At 47.6% G+C, this 17,584-nt stretch carries 15 protein-coding genes; 10 read left to right on the top strand and 5 right to left on the bottom strand.

Annotated elements, in window-relative coordinates:
• The first annotated feature begins 204 nt into the window (after positions 1-204).
• Positions 205-2,175: a hybrid sensor histidine kinase/response regulator gene (locus AC07OI_RS08440; protein WP_492704371.1), complete on the top strand. Its 1,971-nt coding sequence runs from the start codon at positions 205-207 to the stop codon at positions 2,173-2,175.
• Between the two features lie 79 nt (positions 2,176-2,254).
• On the opposite strand, the gene AC07OI_RS08435 is transcribed toward AC07OI_RS08440, so the two are convergent.
• Together AC07OI_RS08435 and AC07OI_RS08430 are read right to left on the bottom strand one after the other, a co-directional pair.
• The gene (locus AC07OI_RS08435) at positions 2,255-2,434 is read right to left on the bottom strand and encodes a hypothetical protein (protein WP_492704370.1); all 180 of its coding nucleotides are present in this window, start codon (positions 2,432-2,434) and stop codon (positions 2,255-2,257) included.
• A 159-nt stretch (positions 2,435-2,593) separates the two neighbouring features.
• On the bottom strand, positions 2,594-2,800 hold the full coding sequence (locus AC07OI_RS08430) for a hypothetical protein (protein WP_492704369.1): 207 nt from the start codon (positions 2,798-2,800) through the stop codon (positions 2,594-2,596).
• A 411-nt stretch (positions 2,801-3,211) separates the two neighbouring features.
• Here AC07OI_RS08430 and AC07OI_RS08425 point away from each other — a divergent pair, with 411 nt between their 5' ends.
• From AC07OI_RS08425 to AC07OI_RS08415, 3 genes are all read left to right on the top strand, one after another.
• Entirely contained in the window at positions 3,212-3,628 is a 417-nt protein-coding gene (locus AC07OI_RS08425) for a BON domain-containing protein (RefSeq protein WP_495256896.1), read from the top strand.
• Positions 3,629-3,701: 73 nt separating this feature from the next.
• Positions 3,702-4,220 (top strand): hypothetical protein, encoded by a 519-nt coding sequence (locus tag AC07OI_RS08420; RefSeq protein ID WP_492704367.1) that lies wholly within the window; start codon positions 3,702-3,704, stop codon positions 4,218-4,220.
• Positions 4,221-4,484: 264 nt separating this feature from the next.
• The gene (locus tag AC07OI_RS08415; RefSeq protein WP_495256895.1) at positions 4,485-6,602 is read left to right on the top strand and encodes a catalase; all 2,118 of its coding nucleotides are present in this window, start codon (positions 4,485-4,487) and stop codon (positions 6,600-6,602) included.
• A gap of 69 nt (positions 6,603-6,671) precedes the next feature.
• On the opposite strand, the gene AC07OI_RS08410 is transcribed toward AC07OI_RS08415, so the two are convergent.
• Positions 6,672-7,937, bottom strand: a complete 1,266-nt coding sequence (locus AC07OI_RS08410) for an extracellular catalytic domain type 1 short-chain-length polyhydroxyalkanoate depolymerase (protein ID WP_495256894.1) — start codon at positions 7,935-7,937, stop codon at positions 6,672-6,674.
• A gap of 42 nt (positions 7,938-7,979) precedes the next feature.
• A complete protein-coding gene (locus AC07OI_RS08405) occupies positions 7,980-8,393 on the bottom strand; it encodes a CopG family transcriptional regulator (RefSeq protein ID WP_186953755.1) in 414 nt (137 codons plus the stop codon).
• Between AC07OI_RS08405 and AC07OI_RS08400 the strand changes: the two genes are divergently transcribed.
• The 5 genes from AC07OI_RS08400 to AC07OI_RS08380 all read left to right on the top strand — a co-directional run bounded on the left by AC07OI_RS08400 (position 8,392) and on the right by AC07OI_RS08380 (position 13,982).
• Complete coding sequence (locus AC07OI_RS08400; RefSeq protein ID WP_495256893.1) at positions 8,392-8,589, top strand: hypothetical protein; 198 nt, start codon at positions 8,392-8,394, stop codon at positions 8,587-8,589. The genes AC07OI_RS08405 and AC07OI_RS08400 overlap by 2 nt on opposite strands.
• Before the next feature lie 132 nt (positions 8,590-8,721).
• A complete protein-coding gene (locus AC07OI_RS08395; protein ID WP_495256892.1) occupies positions 8,722-9,258 on the top strand; it encodes a hemerythrin domain-containing protein in 537 nt (178 codons plus the stop codon).
• 175 nt (positions 9,259-9,433) lie between these two features.
• Positions 9,434-10,564 (top strand): mechanosensitive ion channel family protein, encoded by a 1,131-nt coding sequence (locus AC07OI_RS08390; RefSeq protein ID WP_495256891.1) that lies wholly within the window; start codon positions 9,434-9,436, stop codon positions 10,562-10,564.
• Between the two features lie 266 nt (positions 10,565-10,830).
• Positions 10,831-13,197, top strand: coding sequence for a hybrid sensor histidine kinase/response regulator (locus tag AC07OI_RS08385; RefSeq protein WP_495256890.1), 2,367 nt, complete (start codon positions 10,831-10,833; stop codon positions 13,195-13,197).
• Between the two features lie 365 nt (positions 13,198-13,562).
• On the top strand, positions 13,563-13,982 hold the full coding sequence (locus tag AC07OI_RS08380) for a response regulator (RefSeq protein ID WP_492704360.1): 420 nt from the start codon (positions 13,563-13,565) through the stop codon (positions 13,980-13,982).
• 189 nt (positions 13,983-14,171) lie between these two features.
• On the opposite strand, the gene AC07OI_RS08375 is transcribed toward AC07OI_RS08380, so the two are convergent.
• Complete coding sequence (locus AC07OI_RS08375; protein WP_495256889.1) at positions 14,172-15,779, bottom strand: ATP-binding response regulator; 1,608 nt, start codon at positions 15,777-15,779, stop codon at positions 14,172-14,174.
• 320 nt (positions 15,780-16,099) lie between these two features.
• Here AC07OI_RS08375 and AC07OI_RS08370 point away from each other — a divergent pair.
• The coding region (locus AC07OI_RS08370) for a HAMP domain-containing protein (RefSeq protein ID WP_495256888.1) at positions 16,100-17,584 on the top strand (1,485 nt) is incomplete at its 3' end.

The raw sequence follows: 17,584 nt of genomic DNA, 5'->3' as shown, positions 1-17,584 counted from the left end.
TCAGTACGTTAGCGCACAATCAAGCTTGGTTCTCAAGTTTATAGTTGTTTTTAATTATAGAATATGATGCGGATGACAATGCCAAAATCATGTATCGTCCAGTTTGACGCGTCATGGAAGTACTACGCACGATGTCTTATCCGTCATAGACAGATACGGTTGATGCGCGCTAGCTAACAAAGTTTGTAACTGTGGAAATAGCCGATGCTCAGCCGAAATTTACTCGAAGATCAAAAATTGATTGACCTCCAGCGCTTCCATTTGCTGGTTAATGCAATTACTGACTATGCAATCTATATGCTGGACATTGATGGTCGCGTGGTTAGCTGGAATGCCGGTGCGCAAAAATTCAAGGGTTACACCTCCGAAGAAATTATTGGCCAGCATTTTTCCCGATTTCATACACCTGAGGACCAGGCAACTGGTCTTCCTGGACTGTCGCTTCAGATTGCGGAAGCTGAAGGGCGCTACGAGACTGAGGGCTGGCGCGTGCGTAAAGATGGATCTTATTTCTGGGCGAGTGTCATCATAGATGCCATCCGGGAAAATGGTCGATTACTTGGCTTTGCAAAAATTACCCGTGACATCACTGATCGCAGAAAAGCGGAAGAAGCGTTGCGCCAGAGCGAACAGCAATTTCGTTTGCTGGTGCAAGGCGTAACTGATTATGCGATCTATATGCTGGACAAAGATGGCTATGTCAGTAACTGGAATGCTGGCGCGCAACGTATCAAGGGGTATCGGCAAGAAGATGTTATTGGTACGCACTTTTCCCGTTTCTATACGCAAGAAGATCAACATAGCGGAGTGCCGCAGCGTGCTCTATTGACTGCCAGGAGCGAAGGTCGTTTTGAGCAGGAAGGCTGGCGCGTGAGGAAGGACGGAAGTCAATTCCGTGCCCATGTTGTGATTGACCCTATTTACAATACCTTCAATGAATTCCTTGGTTATGCAAAAATTACCAGGGACATTACCGAAAAATATGAAGCTGCCATCGCGCTAAAAAAAACCGAACAAGCATTACAGCATGCGCAAAAGATGGAAACAATAGGTAAATTGACTGGTGGCATAGCCCATGATTTCAATAACCTGTTACAGATCATTTCAGGAAATCTTCAACTACTGTCAGCTGAGATTGCAGGTAATCAACATGCAGAGAGGCGAGTTACCAATGCACTCGCCGGTGTCCGGCGCGGTGCCAAGCTGGCCAGTTATTTATTGTCTTTTGGACGACGTCAGGCACTCGATCCCAAAGTCGTCAATATCGGTCGTTTTGTGATTGATATGGAAGATATGCTGCAACGCAGCCTGGGAGAGACTATCGAAGTCGAAACTATTCTGGCTGATGATTTGTGGAATACCTTTGTCGATGTCGCTCAAGTCGAAAATGCTTTGCTTAATCTTGCAGTCAATGCTCGCGATGCCATGGACTCCGTCGGCAAACTCACCATAGAAATCAGTAATGTTGTTCTGGACGAAAATTATGCGCGTACTCATGTAGAAGTCAGCGCTGGTGAATATGTGATGTTGGCAGTGTCCGACGTTGGCTCAGGTATGGCGCCAGAAGTTGTGACCCAGGCATTTGAACCCTTTTTCTCGACCAAAGCCGAGGGCAAGGGGACAGGGTTGGGTTTGTCCATGGTCTACGGTTTCGTCAAACAGTCGGGGGGACACATCAATATATACAGTGAACTTGGCTATGGCACTACGGTTAAAGTCTATCTTCCCCGTTCGAAAGAGCAAGAAGGCCGGTTGGCGCTGCAGGCAACGGAAGAAATTGTCGGGGGGAGTGAAACTATTCTGGTCGCAGAAGATGACGAGCAAGTCCGTACTACGGCAATCGAGATACTGGTCGCTTTGGGGTATACCGTATTACATGCTGCTGATGCAGAGAGTGCACTGTCTATAATCGAGGGTGGTGCCAAAGTTGATTTGCTGTTTACGGATGTCGTTATGCCTGGATCATTGCGCAGTCCTGAGTTGGCGCGCAAAGCACGCGAGCGTTTGCCTGATCTTGCGGTATTGTTTACTTCGGGCTATACACAAAATGCCATCGTGCACGGAGGACGGCTTGATGTTGGTGTGGAATTGCTGAGCAAACCGTATAGTCGTGAAGCACTTGCGCGCAAGGTCAGGTCTGTGATTGCTAGTGCTTATCAGCATAAAAGCGTCTGAGCGTCTGCAGTAGCACTGATAGAACCATCCGATTTGTATAGTGCAAATTGATAAGGGAGAAGATGGCTCTGATTTGGTGCTATGAAGATTGACTAGCGATGGCGATTTCTATTTTTCGCAAAAACTGATCCTTGGCGGCACTTATTTCAATATCAGACATAGAGGGTAGCCGGTTGATCAATTTATCCAGTTCATCTTTAAAATCTGAACTTGATATACGGTGCGGATTGTTTGAATTTTCTGTGACTTTTTTTGTCATGATCATTCCTGTCTATTAATTGAAGCCTGGCACTAACTAACTGCTTGATAATTACTTGAGTATAAGCAAGCAAAGCAAAACACATTTTTAACTTATCGTTTGGATTCTCATTTCAAATGCTCCGGTAAAAATTGCCAGGCTCTATTGGCGAGCATTCGTTTAGCTCGAGAAATACATGGTTCTCAAATGCCGGCTACGCTCTTCCATTTTCTTCAAATGCATATGCTGTTTTGCAGGAGTCATATTTTTCGGTTTTTCAGCGCTGTTAATGTCTGTTGCAGTAATGCCAGGAGCAATTTGTTGATTGTTGAGTGCTGAAAGGTTTTGATTTTTAGTTAAAAAATGGAAACCGAAAAAATTCCTCATGATAATTCCTCTGGAAAAATAGGTTGGCTGTGTACTTTCTCTACTGCATTAGCATAAGCCGTACCATAGATTGATAAGGGATGGTTACTCTGCGATAGAGTTGTCATGATAACGAGAATCCCGCATATTAAGTACAGGACAACAGCGACCTGATTTGTAGGAAAAATCTTACTGTTGAGCGATCTGCAATCAGCGTGAAATCTTCTCTGATCTGACGACACACCGGGGTGCAACCTTGAATCAACTCCTTCAGATGTTTTTCCTATGAAATAACATCACTCTTTTTGATCACACAGGCGGGAGAATCTTCCTGCCTGATTTTCTTGCATGTGACTTACCGCACAGATGTCGTTGATTAATTTTCCTAATCTGTCGCTACTTGTCCGCAATGGACTTAATCAGGAGAGATGAATGGGACGAATATTAAATCAGATTGGCCTTGCCTCGCTGCTGTGCCTTGCCGCATTGCCAGGAACAGGATTCGCTGCGGATCCTGTTCCCCCCGTGGTCACGGAAGGGAAGAGCGCATCGAATGTCGATAATACGGCGATCAATAACCGCGACAAGTATGCCGGGAATAAAACGCCAGAAGATCAATTCAATACACCAGAAGACCGCAATCTTCTCGCCACAGTCAGGCGCGCAGTCGTACAGGACAAATCGCTCTCAATGATGGCGCATAACATCAAAATTATGGTGGATACGGGTAAAGTCACTTTACGCGGTCCGGTAAAAACTGCAGATGAAAAATTGAAAGTCGAAAAAATCGTACAGGCTGTCACAGGTGTGAGTTCCATTAATAATTCACTGGATGTAAAAACCAATTGAAGCTGGGCAAGTGTGACAAGCCAGTAACGCAGCAAAATAAGGCGCGCAATTTAATTCACCAAGGGGTATGCATATGAAAACCGCAATCTACTGTATCGCAACAAATCGTGTTCAGGCAGAAAACATCGTCGACAATTTGAAACTTGCCGGATTCCCAAGCGGCGATATTTCAGTCTTGTTTCCTGACCAGACTGGTACACGGGATTTTGCGCACGAGCAAAATACCAAATTACCTGAAGGAGCTGCCACTGGTGGCGCTGCTGGCATGGGGGTGGGTGCCATACTGGGGTGGCTGACAGGTATAGGCACGCTGGCAATTCCTGGCGTTGGGCCTTTCATTGCCGCCGGACCTATCATGGCCGCATTGAGTGGTGCTGCATTGGTGGGCGCGGCTGGCGGCATCATTGGTGCGCTGGTCGGATTGGGCATTCCAGAATATGAAGCAAAATTGTATGACGGAAAAATTCGCGGAGGCAATGTTCTTATCTCAGTCCATACCGATAATTCTGATCAGGCTTCCAATGCAAAAGAAATCTACAAAAAAGCTGGCGCAGAAGACATCAACTCAACTTCCGAAGCAAGTGTCTCTTAAGCTTGTGTCTGAGTGACAGGTTATTTGTAGCGCAAGAACGGACTGCATAAAGCAGTCCGTTTTTCTTTGAACTTGGAATGCGAAATTCCAAAAATTATAGAAAAAATAAAAAGTAATTTCTATTCCAGCTTTGACCTTAATGTTCGTTTCCGTACAAATGATTACCGCATTTTGGTCTATCTTCAAACGAGCAAAATTTAAGCGTCAATTTGCATAGTGCTTGATTTTCATCGCGTCAAAATCTTACTTTTTAGAGTGCCCACCATGCCTAAAACCAATGCGATCACAGCCACAGCCGAAAGCAAAAAAACAAAAAACCTTACTACTACCCCTACTGCCACCTCGATCGGTAATGGGGGAGAGCTACATCAGATCGCAGGGAAAACTCATCCGGAATTGACGACGAATCAAGGTGTCGTCATTGCAGATGATCAAAATTCCCTGAAAGCCAGTGTCAGAGGGCCGACCTTGCTGGAGGATTTTATCTTAAGAGAGAAAATTACTCATTTCGATCATGAACGCATACCTGAACGTATCGTGCATGCGCGTGGAACTGGTGCGCATGGGTATTTTGAACTGACACATTCGCTTGAAAAATACACGACGGCCAAAGTCCTGACTGATGTGGGTCTGCAAACACCGGTATTTACCCGCATTTCGACGGTTGCGGGTGGTTCTGGCTCTGTAGATACACCACGGGATGTGCGCGGTTTTGCAGTCAAATTTTATACCCCTGAAGGCAATTGGGACCTGGTGGGCAATAATGTTCCAGTGTTCTTTATTCAGGATGCCATTAAATTTCCTGATCTTGTCCACGCAGTAAAAATGGAGCCTGATCGCGGCTTCCCGCAAGCCGCGACAGCACATGACACGTTCTGGGATTTTATTTCACTGACACCAGAAACCATGCATATGGTGATGTGGATCATGTCTGACCGCACACTGCCAAGATCACTGCGCATGATAGAAGGCTTTGGTGTACATTCTTTCCGACTCATTAACAAGGATGGCGAAGCCACTTTCGTGAAGTTTCACTGGCGTCCAAAAGCAGGCTTGCAATCCACAATTTGGGATGAGACAGTCAAAATTGCGGGAACTGACCCTGACTTTCACAGGCGTGATTTTTTTGAAGCCATCACTGCTGGCGACTACCCTGAATGGGAACTGGCGGTGCAGCTTTTTACGCAGGAAGAAGCAGATGAATTTCCGTTTGATCATCTTGATGCCACCAAGCTCATCCCCGAAGAACTGGTGCCACTGATTGTCATAGGGCGCATGGTGCTGGACAGGTGGCCTGATAATTTCTTTGCCGAGACTGAGCAAGTGGCGTTTTGCCCATCGCATATAGTCCCCGGCATTGACTTCTCCAATGACCCTTTGTTGCAGGGGCGTTTATTTTCTTATCTGGATACACAGTTGTCCAGACTGGGTTCGCCTAATTTTCACCAAATTCCCGTCAATGCGCCAAAGTGCCCATTTGCCAATCACCAGCGTGATGGCCATATGCAAATGACGCGCCCCGTTGGCAGGGTTGCATATGAGCCAAATACTCTGGCAAAGGATGCGCCGCGCGAGCAGCCAGCAACAGGTTTTAACAGTATGGCAGAGCCAGTTGCTGGTGACAAAGGCAGGATACGCCCTGAAAGTTTTGCTGATCATTACAGCCAGGCGCGTCAATTTTTTGCTAGCCAGAACGAAACCGAGCAAGCGCATATAGTTGCGGCGCTGGTCTTTGAACTGTCAAAAGTTGAGCATCCACATATACGCTTAGCGATGGTCGGCCATATGTTGCATATCAATGAAGAATTGGCGCAACGCGTCGCCGCTGGCCTGGGCGTGAAAGACTTGCCTGCGGCACCCGCCATTCACGCAGAGATACAGGATTTACCAGTATCACCAGCCCTGGGTTTGATTGACAAGATGAAAGATACTCTTGCAGGCCGTGTGGTTGGCATTCTCATCGCCGACGGTTCAGATGCCAAGCTTCTGGAAAAAGTCAAAGCGGTTGTTGGAGCCGCAGAGGGCAAGTGTAAGCTCATTGCTCCGCGTATCAATGGCATACTCTTGTCTGACGGTAAGGAAGCCAAGGTAAATGGTCAATTGGCAGGCAGCCCTTCTGTGATATTTGATGCAGTCGTTCTTGTTCTTTCAGATGAAGCTGCAAAAAAACTGGAACGGGATACGACAGCGAAAGGCTTTGTTAGCGATGCATTCAGTCACTTGAAAGCGATAGCCTATGATGCTGGCAGTGAAATGCTGTTGACTGCGGCAGGTGTCGATAAAGATGATGCTGTGATTTCGACAGATAAATTGAAAGACTTCATCGCTGCGGCAAAAACACGGCTGTGGGCCCGCGAAAAATTTGTGCGACCACCTTTGTAAAGACGGCACTATTGAGGAAAGCCTGGTGCATCGTTATGCATCAGGCTTTCCTCATTGGATTTTATCGCGTTATACCTGATTCTGATTTACTTGCGACAAAAAGAAACGCAGCATTTCACTGCTGGCATCTGGCCCTGATGCATCTGTGAAACTGCCTTGACTATTGCCGCCTGACCACGCGTGACCAGCACCGTGAATGACCCATTGTTCGGCACGGGCTGGCTGGATTGCGGCATTTTCAGCAAAGCGCGTGCGGGTGTAGCGGCGGCCCAGCTTTCCGCTACCGTTTTCTTTTTGTGCCTTCAGTGCCTTTGACTGGCTATGGTCGAGATAACGCGTCATGATGCGGTCGGCATTCTTGCTATTGACGGTGTGATCCTGATCGCCGTGGAAGACGATGATCGGTATCGCAGTACCAGTAGATGGGGTTTTAATCTGGCTTGATGCCCCACGCATGGCCGCCAGTGCGGAAGGCAAATCGTTTGCTGCACCAAACGGCAAGCCAGAATGTATACCAACTGCTGCATACAGCTCAGGGTAGGCATCAGCCATGATGGCGGCCATTGCTCCACCAGCAGACATGCCAGCGATAAACACACGGCTATCGTCGATATGATAGTCAGCCATGATTTCTCGGGTAATGCCAGCAATCAGGGCAGGCTCTCCCTGATCACGTTTTTGATCCACGGCCTTGAACCAGTTCCAGCATTTGGACGTGTTTGCACCTTGCTCCTGAGCCGGATAGACCACAATGCAATGTTGTTGCTCGGCTATCAGATTCATACCTGTACCTGTGGCAAAATCATCTGGCCCTTGCGTGCAGCCATGCAGCATGACGATCAGCGGCAAGGCTTGCCCGGTATTGCCAGTATAGCTGGAGGGGATATACAGCTTATAAGCACGCTTGCCATGTGCGTTGGCATAGTTGCCGCTAATGAAGCGACCAATATTACTTTCATCTGCTTTCCTGGTCTGTGAAGTTTCAGGAACAGTTTCAGCCGCAGTTTCAGCATCAATGACATCTGTCTGGTGTAGTGCCTGGCCTCGTACCTCACTATCGTGCTTCTTTTCAGGCCGTGGGTTGATGTCATGCAGAGAGTTGTTCCCATTTGCATCGTCTTGTCCCGCATGGGCGGAGCCTGTGCCACGATAAGCTGGAGCCAGCCCTGGTAAATTATCGTTGAGGGTACGTTGTATCAATTCTGTGACGGCTGTCAATTTCTGCAATTGATCTGGATGAATGGCGCCTTGGGTAGGCACGGCAAACGCCTGAGCATCGCGCCAGGATTTACCTGCCATGCGCATACGGGCTAGCAGGTTTTGATTAAAATTCATGTTGTACTTTCAATGTTGCTGCATGTGAGATTGAATGTGCATTCAAAGGATGCGGTCTGCCAGCGCGGCTTTTACCGCGCTACTGGCCTGGAATGCACCCAGGACAGAAATGGATTCGATACTCGCCACAGCAAGCTCGGGGCTGACATCTGCTGCAATGCTGGCCAGACCCAGGACCTGTATCTGCAAACGCTGCCCTGCATCCCGCACGGCTTCAAGATCGGCACGAGTGTAATGCTGCAGGCCCAGCACCAGACTCTTGCGTATTACCGTCTGGCGTATGACTTCAGCATGGGTCAGCAACTGATTGCGTATCGCTGTGCGTATCAGGTCGGTACGGTTCGAATAAAAGCCTTCCTGCACCAGCAAGTCAACCTGGCCAAGATCGACCAGGCCAAGATTGATGGTGATTTTTTCTGTATCGCTGGCCTTGGCCCGTATATCGGTGACAGTCATGGTACGCCTTTACTTTAAATTAACCATCCATATGGATGGTAATAGGATGTTTATTGGAGTATATCAACGAATTTATCAAAGTAAAGCATTAATTGCTGCCACAAGAATCTTTGGTTTTTGTCCTACATGGCGTCAGCGCGGCGGCTTACCGGCATTTGCGGGTGCAGGTTTTAAGATGAACTTACTGCTCGCCTGAGTTGGTAGCTTATGTTTTTGAATAGATGAATAAGGCAAAGCTGCACGGGGAATGCCATTCGCGGGATGCGATGGTGACAGGCAGGTAATTATTGAAATTAACTTCTCTCATTAATGACTTAAAGGAACCATCATGCGCACTGCGACCCCTACGGCAAAAGCCAAACCTGCGAACATTTCTGCTGTAGCTCTCCCCAAAAAAAACAAAGGTGCTGAAGCGCAAGATGCGGTCAGTCTGCTTAAGCAAGATCATAAAAATGTGAAAGCACTGTTCAGTAAATTCGAGAGCCTGGGTAATAACGCTTTTGCCAGTAAGAAAAAAGTCGCTCATCAGATTTGCCTGGAATTGACCAAACACACCATCGCTGAGGAAGAGATTTTTTATACTGCCATGCGCGAGACTGGTGAAGATGTCAAGGATTTGATGGATGAGGCCACTGTCGAACACGCTGCCGCCAAAGACTTGATTACACAGATTCTGGCTATGGAGCCTGATGACGATCTGTATGATGCCAAGGTCAAAGTCTTATCCGAACAAATTGAGCATCATGTAAAGGAAGAGGAAGGGGAGATGTTTCCCAAGGCAAAAAAAGCAAAGCTTGACCTGGTATCTCTGGGAGAGGCAATACAAGAACGCAAGGATGAAATCAGCCTCCCATCTATGCAATAAGCCAAAATAAGCCACACCGCAAAATGGGTGCCGGGCTGCGTGAAATTTTTCTGCAATCCGGCATCAGTAACTGTGTTGCGTATGCAAGCGTACATCATACCAACTGTCCAAGCGCAATCGCCTGAGCGCACAGGGCAACACGCAACACTCATGACATAAAAAATTCAGGGAAATTATGGATTTTCAATCGGCCATCAATAGTAACTTTCTGGATATTCCACTCATCAGCTGGATCACGGCATGTGGCGTTGCTGTAATTGCTTACTTTGTGATGCATGCCTTAATCGGGGTCTTTAAACGCAAGCTGGTCGCAGAGAATGAACCTGGTACAGTCGCCACCTCACAATTGGTCCCTCAAATTTTGGGCGGTACCAGCAATATCACTCTCATTATTACTTCAGTGCTGATCGGTGTGGCCGTGCTGGATTTGCCAGCGCGCTGGAGTGACCGTGTCAATCATTTGTGGTTCCTGGCGTTTGGCTTGCAATTGGCGTTGTGGATCAACAAAACCATCAAGGTATTGAGTAAGCGTTACTTTACGTCGATGGCGACTGATGGCGCGCCGGTCAGCCGGGTTTCACATACCATTATTGTTTGGGCATTGCAGTTTGTATTGTGGGTGGTTTTTCTCCTGGCGATGTTGTCGAACGTAGGTATCAATGTATCGGCTTTCATCGCCAGTCTTGGCATAGGCGGGATTGCGATTGCACTGGCAGTGCAGAATGTGTTGGGCGACTTGTTTGCCTCGCTGGCGATTGCCGTAGACAAACCTTTTGAAGTAGGAGACGCCATTAATATCAATGGCATAACAGGTACGGTCGAACATGTGGGCTTGAAGACCACGCGCCTTCGCGCTGATAGCGGTGAACAGATCGTTATCGCTAATGCTGACTTATTAAAGAACACCATACGCAATTACAAGCGCATGAAAGACAGGCGCGTACAATTGTCGGTCAAAGTCGCTTCGGATACCCCGCCCGATGTCGTGGAGCAGGTTCCACCCATGTTGCAAAAAATTGTAGAAGATCAGGCAGAAGTACGTTTTGATCGTGCCCATCTCAAATTATTCGACCGCAACTCTATAGAGTTTGAAGTAATTTACTTTGTATTGAAACCGGATTATGGCTTGTATATGGATACACAGCAGGCGGTTAATTTAAAGATTATGAAAGAATTACTGCAGAGGGATATATCATTTTCTGATCCTGTACAAAAAGTAAAACACCTGAATGCAAGCAGCATTGAAAACAGCGAGATGCGTAAGCCGCAGCAAGCCAGTCAGATAAAGTTGTCGCGGCAACTTTGATTTTTCCTGATAGCTGGATTTTGACGTATTACCGATTCCAGAGCTTTTAATTTTCCCCAATATTAAGTTCTCTATCCGCCAAGTCAGTACAAACGCATAAATTCATTCACTTGAATTGTTGCCGATACTGCAAAATGGCGTTAACCTTGCATTCAAAATATGCTGGGCGTATGCGTTTGCCTGCTATTGCCATTTGGGTGAGGCATTATTCGGTATATTGACCCATGCAGCACCGTGATGTTGCTTACCCATTTTCAGGACCGAGTATGTCCCCGATACAAAACGATAATGCCGGCAAATCAGCCGTTCCGGCTCCCGCGCCGGGATGGGCATTCATAGGCAGCGGGACACCTATGCGTGAGGCAGTCAGGAATTTTGACTGGTCTGCAACAGAACTTGGCCCCATCAGCAACTGGCCGCCAGCCTTGAGGGCGACCGTGGGCATTGTCCTGAATTCTGCACACCCCATGTTTCTCTGGTGGGGACCAAAGCTGATCCAGATATACAACGACGCCTATGTACCCAGTTTTGGCGCTGGTAAACATCCTGCAGCACTAGGTCAAGAGGGGGCTGAATGCTGGCAAGAAATCTGGCCTGTCATCGGGCCGCAGATAGCCCATGTCATGACTGGTGGTGCAGCACTATGGTATGAAGATAACCTGGTTCCCATCTGGCGAAATTCACGTATCGAAGATGTGTACTGGACTTATACCTATACACCTGTCTTTGGTGACGACGACCGCATCGCAGGCACACTGGTAGTGTGTACCGAAACAACATCGCATATCCTGGCGGAGCGCAGGCAAGCCACCTTGTCTTCCCTGACGCAGCGATTGATGCTTTGTAAAAGCCGGGAAGAAATTTTTATGACCGTCAGTGCTGTCGCTGCTGACAATGCGGCAGATATTGTGGCTGTATCCGTCAATCATGAAGATGCCGCCAGTTTGAATAAAGATACTCATTTTAGTATCCATGCAATTGAACTCCATTTTCATCATGATTGTTCACTGACATTCGAAATCTCGCAACGTTTGCCGTTTGATACTGCTTACAGGGAATTCCTGCATGAATTTACCGCAGTTGTCTGTCGCGCACTCACTCATCTGGAAAGTGTATTGGCGCGCGATTTTGCTGCGGCAGAAAGAGACCGTCTGCTGTTCGATGCCCCGGTAGGAACCGCGATCATGGTAGGGGAGGATCTGGTTTATCAGTTAGCCAATCCCATCTATTGCAAAATGATTGGCCGACTGGAAAGTCAGGTGCTGGGGCGTAGCTTTGACGAAGTTTTCCCGGAATTGCTGGATTCATCAGTACGTGCGACTTTCAGGCAGGTTTTCCGGGAAGGCACGCCCTTTGTTTCTGATGAAACCATGATACGTCTTAGTCTGCATGGCGGCGAGCCTGAGGATCGCTATTATATTTACAACCTTGCCCCGATAAGGCGTGTAGATGGCCAGGTATATGGTTTGATGGCCATAGGCATTGATATCACAACGCAGGTGTTGGCACGAACCGAGATTGAACGCCTGAATGACAACCTGAATGTCACTTCCCGTGCAAAAGACGACTTTCTGGCCATGCTGGGTCATGAATTGCGCAATCCTCTGGCACCCATAGTGACTGCCCTGGAGTTGATGAAAATGCGTAACCCCGTTATCAGCAGGGAGCAGGCAGTTATCCAGCGCCAGGTTGATCATCTGGTACGTCTGGTTGACGACCTCATGGATGTTTCAAGGATAACCAGTGGCAAGGTTCAACTCAGGATAGTCGCTGCCAATTTGCGTGACGTGATGAATAAGGCAGTGGAAATGGCCAGTCATCTGCTGGAGAAAAAAAATCATCACCTGACCATGGATGTTGCACCGATCACCTGGGTGGGAGATCCCGCACGTCTTGCACAGGTGGTAGCAAACCTGTTAACGAACGCCGCAAAATATACGCCTGATGGCGGAGAAATTTCGCTGGTGAGCTATCACGAAGACGATCAGGTCAAGATATGTGTCAGCGACAACGGTGTCGGTATTTCCGACAGTCTGATGCCAAATATCTTTGATCTTTTCGTACAAGGTGGGCGAAGTGTAGACAGGTCGGATGGAGGTATGGGCATAGGCCTTGCGCTGGTGGCAAATCTGGTTCAATTGCATCAAGGTAGTGTGCACGCAGAGAGCCCCGGCGAAGGCTTGGGAAGTCGCTTTACCATTACCTTGCCACATACATTGACTGTTGTGGAGGCGGAAAAACAAAAAGAACAAGTACATATGTCACTCAGTGTAAAAAGACGTATCCTTATCGTGGATGATAATCGCGATGCTGCCGATTCACTCTTTGAATTGCTCTCAAGCCTGGGACATGATGTCAAAGCAGTCTACGATCCTGTAGATGCATTGAAAGAAGTGCAGCGATCGATACCTGAGCTTGCCATTCTTGATATAGGCTTGCCAGGCATGGACGGTTATGAACTCGCGAACGCCATACGGGATTTGCCAGGTGGTACCAATATTCGGCTGATAGCCTTGACCGGTTACGGACAGCAACATGATAAGGAACGTAGCCAGAATGCTGGATTTAACGCGCATATGATCAAGCCTGTCGAACTGGACTATTTGCAGAAACTTATCATTGAAGGAAGATAACCAGGCTTGCAGACATAGTGGAGTAGTAAAAATCAATTGAATAATACCGGACACGAAAGACGTGCAAGCCTGTTTGTAGGAATTGCCTTACGTGATTTTGGGATTAAATTGCTAGGGTTTAAGACTGTTTGGACTTAGGATTCAAAGTATATTCTTTTGATATATGTTTTGATCAATTTTGCAAAGTATGGAAGCAAAGAAAAGCATTTGAACATGTCAACTACAAATGATTGCAAATTTGAAGGTGAGCACGTTTTTTAGCTGATCAAAATAATGAAAAACTTTGTTCGCTTCAGACAAATGAAATGCATCTGATCCTGCCTGCGCTGCCCAGACAGGGAAGTCCTTAGTCCAGATAGGTAACTATGATAAATACTATCCCCGAGAATGGGAACGAGGCCTCCCTCGTTAATGAGTCTGATGGTCAGCGAGGTGCAGGCTTGCGTATTCTGGTTGTTGAAGATAATCAGGATTTGCTGGAGATGTTATGTGAAATGCTGGATATGATAGGTCATATTCCCACCCCTGCCGGAAGTGGGGAGAGCGCTTTGGAGCTACTTCAACAAGGACGTTTTGATGTGCTGCTGACGGACATCAACCTGCCAAAAATGTCCGGCATCGCTTTGGGAAAGCAAGCGGTACTTGATGCGCCTGATATGCATATTGTTTTTTCATCCGGTCATGGTGCGCATATGCATTCTTATGTGAATTTCCCCTGTCATATGTTAACCAAGCCCTATGAGCTGAGCCAGATACAACAACTCCTTGATGGATTTGCTGCATAATAATAATGAGGGAGTTTTGATTTTAACAATGCACATTGACCATTGACGACAACGAATTATTTGCCACCAATTGATCTTGAAGTTCAGACTGGGTTTTGTTTCTTGATTGCAGGTACTGCTTTATGTAGCACTGTTTTATGAATCTATATCAATCAACCGAGGACTTCAGATAAAGGTACTAAGCAGGTTTCATGCAACTTGCAGAGACTCTATCGTAAGTATGAGTTGCTGGAGTTTCAAAGGCTTTACAAAGTGAGAATCAAAGCCAGCTTCTGATGTCAGCCTCTGATCTTCTCTGAGGCCATAACCGGTTAATGCGATCAAGTACATGTCACGGGTGTCCTTGTCGCTGCGCAAGCGTCGTGCCACTTCATAACCATCCATACCCGGCAGGCCGATATCGATAAGGGCAATACAGGGTTTCTCACTCTTCGCCAGAACGATCCCTTCGGTACCAGTTGCCGCTTCAATAACCTGGAATCCATGAGCTTTGAGCAACTGTGTAGTCATTTCTCGGGCATCTTCATTGTCTTCAATAAGCAGCAACTTTCTGCTTGTTTCCAGTTTGCGAACCTCGTGATGCTCAGGTGAGGGTTTACCCTGCCTGGCCTGGGGTAATACGATAGAAAAGGTACTACCAAGATTTTCACCTTCACTATGGGCGATAATGTCGCCCCCATGCAATTCGACTAATTGTTTAACCAGAGCGAGGCCTATACCCAGACCACCTTTAGCCCGATCCAGCGAATGTTCACCCTGGACAAAAATATTAAAAATACGTGGTAATAAGTCTTTTGTAATGCCTATTCCAGAGTCGGTAATCATCAGGCTTACTTTGCCGTCAGAATGATTGTTTCTGATGGCAATGGTGCCACCAGCGGGGGTATATTTGATGGCATTATCCAGCAAGTTGGTAACGATTTGCTCTACGCGAGTGGGATCTGCGTCTATCCATGCGTCGATAGGATCAATACTCCATTGGTAACTATCAACAGGGCGGCTGGCTCTGAGGCTATCCAGGCAAGACGTGACCACGTCTGCAAGACTGACCGCAGTTTTGTCGAGCACAATTTTTCCTGACATCACTCGCCCCAAATCCAGTAAATCATCGACTATGCGTGTCAGATGTTGTGATTGTCTGGAAAGAATTTTCTTTGCGCGCTCTACACTATCTGCTTTTGCGCCTGGAAACCCGATGATGGATGCTGCGCTGGTGATGGCACTTAAAGGGTTGCGCAACTCATGACCCAGCATGGCCAGGAATTTATCTTTCGCTTCATTTTGTTCGACGGCTATTTTTCTTTCTTTTATTTCCCGCTGAAGCTTGTCATTGACCGCCTGTAAATCCTGTGTACGCAGACCAAGAGCATCTGTTTGCGCTTTCAATTCCAGGTTTTTTTTCGCCAGTGAAACAAACACCGACACCTTGGCTTGCAATACCTGGGGAATGATGGGGGTGAAAAGATAATCGACCGCGCCTTGCTGGTAAGCCCGTAATTTATTCAGGTCATCAGCCAGAAAAGCTGTAATGAAAATAATCGGTATGGAAGAGGAGCGGGCGCGCTTATGTATCGCTTCTGCAGTTTCGAATCCATCCATGCCCGGCATGTTGACATCGAGCAGTATCACGGCAAAGTCATCTTGCAGTACATGACGTAGCGCATCTTCGCCAGATTTGGCAGTGACCACCGAACATTGGTTTTCGTCTGCACAGGTTGTGAGCAATCCGCTTAAGGCAAACAAACTCGCCGCATCGTCATTGACTACAAGGATCTTGGGTTTATATTTTGCTTGCACGGGTTTCCTCACCTGCACCGTTTCCAGTTGGCGACACTTTTATCATTATACAAATATTGAATTGTCACAAATCCTTAAATTTGAAGTAAATTATGTCACCGTATCTCATTTCACGGAAAGAAAAATACTCGAATACCGCTGAATAGTTGTTTGCAGGTTTTTAGTATCACCTGCATGCATATTGCACTGCAAAATACATAGTTTATTTGGGTGCTGCCTGGCGGGCACCATATCAGTCTAAGTCAGGCTCTTGTGAAGAAGGTGAGCGAGACGGTGTTTTTGCAACATTTGCTATCAATTTCATCGCTTAAAAGGCCAGAATGAACACGCTCACTGACATCTCGGAAACACTCGATCCCAAGCTCCTGCTTGCTGCACTGACGGCGCTCAAGAAGGGTGATTTCTCAGTAAAAATGCCATCTGACCTGACTGGCCTCAATGGCAAGATCGCTGACACCTTAAACGAGATCATAGAAAATAGCTCGCATATGACGCAGGGTATCCTGAATGTCAGCCAACTGGTGGGCCAGGAAGGGCGTTTGCTGCAGCGCGCTTCTTCCGTACGGGCGGAGGGAGACTGGGGAACCATCGTCAATTCTGTCAATTCCCTGATCGACGATCTGGTACGTCCCACGACTGAGATGGCCAGGGTAATTGGTGCTGTGGCAAAAGGCGATCTTTCTCAAAGCATGGCGCTGGAAGTGGATGGCCGCGCCTTGCAAGGACAATTTCTGAGTGCGGCGACTACAGCAAATACGATGGTGAGCCAGCTCAGCTCTTTTGCGTCAGAAGTAACCCGGGTGGCGCGTGAAGTCGGTACCGAGGGCAAACTCGGTGGTCAGGCAAATGTGCCCAGCGTGGCAGGTATCTGGAAAGATCTGACCGACTCAGTCAACTCCATGGCCGGTAATTTGACTTCACAGGTGCGCAATATCGCCGAAGTGACCACGGCCGTGGCAAACGGTGACTTATCCAAGAAAATCACGGTCGACGTCCGTGGCGAGATTTTGCAACTGAAAGACACTATCAACACCATGGTCGATCAGTTACGGTCGTTTGCATCCGAGGTAACCCGGGTAGCGCGTGAAGTGGGTACCGAAGGCAAACTGGGTGGGCAGGCTTATGTGCCAGGTGTGGGTGGTACCTGGAAGGATTTGACGGATAACGTCAATTTCATGGCATCCAACCTGACCGGGCAGGTACGTAATATCGCTGAAGTGACAACGGCGGTGGCAAACGGTGACCTGTCGAAGAAAATCGCGGCGGATGCCAAGGGCGAAATTCTGCAGTTAAAAGACACTATCAATGTCATGGTGGATCAGCTCAGCTCGTTTGCATCAGAGGTGACTCGGGTGGCAAGGGAGGTTGGTACCGAAGGTAAACTGGGTGGTCAGGCGCAGGTCAAGGGTGTAGGTGGTACCTGGAAAGACTTGACTGATTCAGTGAACTCGATGGCGGGCAACCTGACAGGGCAGGTGCGTAATATCGCCGAAGTGACAACGGCGGTGGCGAATGGTGACTTGTCCAAGAAAATCACGGTGGACGTTAAAGGCGAAATTCTGGAATTGAAAAACACCATCAACGTGATGGTGGATCAATTGAACTCATTTGCATCTGAAGTAACCCGTGTCGCCCGCGAAGTAGGTACAGAGGGCAAGCTGGGCGGGCAGGCAAATGTACCAGGTGTAGCCGGTACCTGGAAGGATCTGACCGACTCGGTCAACTCCATGGCAGGTAACCTGACGGGACAGGTGAGAAATATTGCTGATGTGACAACAGCTGTAGCGAATGGTGACTTATCGAAG

This window comes from Undibacterium sp. GW821-FHT07F11, assembly GCF_059418665.1.
Note: the sequence above shows the minus strand (reverse complement) of the source record. Positions and strands in the feature narration are given on the sequence as shown.